The sequence below is a fragment of the Ruegeria sp. CDSA141 genome (assembly GCF_059612005.1).
In genome coordinates this window covers 1-1,168 of the sequence record NZ_JBXWPT010000056.1, presented here as the reverse complement: position 1 = coordinate 1,168, position 1,168 = coordinate 1, and the positions used below count along the sequence as shown (strand labels likewise).

1 protein-coding gene is annotated in these 1,168 nt (G+C 45.8%); it reads left to right on the top strand.

Annotation, left to right across the window (positions count from 1 at the left end; translation table 11 throughout):
• The first annotated feature begins 121 nt into the window (after positions 1–121).
• On the top strand, positions 122–1,102 hold the full coding sequence (locus tag AC2FLP_RS22085) for a hypothetical protein (protein ID WP_496686566.1): 981 nt from the start codon (positions 122–124) through the stop codon (positions 1,100–1,102).
• The last annotated feature ends 66 nt before the right edge of the window (positions 1,103–1,168 follow it).

The following is a 1,168-nucleotide window of genomic DNA, read 5'->3' as shown; positions in this document are numbered from 1 at the left end:
GATACACCCCTGAAACTCAGGGGCTTGAATCACGCAGCCAAGTCGACCGCAACCAAATTAATAGGTCCAGAACCTAGAGTTCTCTGTAAAAATGAAGATTTAAAAAACCTACGAGTACATTGTGGCAAGAAAACGAAAGAAACTAAAAACAAACCCGTTGCACGCGGCTATTCGTCAAACAAACGGATCCCCGAACACTCTGAACAACGTATTCAAGACGACCTCAGCACATCAATTCCAGAATGTGCTTCGATGGAGCTACCCTCGATACAAATCAGGAGCGTTCTTTTGCGGTCTCGCCCCCCAATTTTCCTCTCAATTAGCAAAATGGCTTTACTTTCCGCTCGACAACCCAAGTGAAGCACTTAGATGGGTCTCCGCAATTGCCAGTTTTAAGCTGGATACCATTCGTCAATACAATCAATTCATTCTTAGCATAGACAGTTTCGATGACCGATTTGAGGACATACATGACAGGGCCATAGCCTTAGTCACCGACACTATGTTGAGCTATGCTGCGCTGAGCACGTTTCTGTTTTCTCTATCTAAGTTTAAAGGTCTGGAAGCTCAAAGAAGCTGGATGACTGAAAACTTGTATGTTCCGAGCGCGTCGTTTGCGAATGTTCTTTTCTACTTTAAAGGGATAGCAAGTGAAAGCGGCCGTGATCCGGAAGATATTCTCGGCACCATGTACGCAAACCTGTTCATGCACATCGACGATCCGGACTTCGTAAAGTTGATAAGCTATTTGGTTTTGAACACACCTGTCGATCTAACGGAATTTCCAAAGATTGCCCAGCTAATGGCCAATCAGCCAATAATCGATCAGTACGAACTTGCAGCCAACGTAGTTTGTTCGAACTACTATTATTTGTCTGGCCTCGAGGATGAGAACCTAAGCCGCTTTTGGAGCTGCATGGTGGAAACTAATGATTGGCGAGCGTCAGGCATCATGCACCTACTCGACGACGTCGCGCAAGAATGCATGTATTTTCCTTTGTCAGACAAAACTTCCGCGAAATTCTTTGTGGAACATCTGGATGATCCGTCAGGTATGAACCTCAACGAACGTGAGTTTCGAACGGCACTCGCTAGGCTCTAGACTCATTGATTTACAGCCAGAACAGCACGGTGGCTGCTAGAGCGATGGCCGACAGGAAGACTTTTG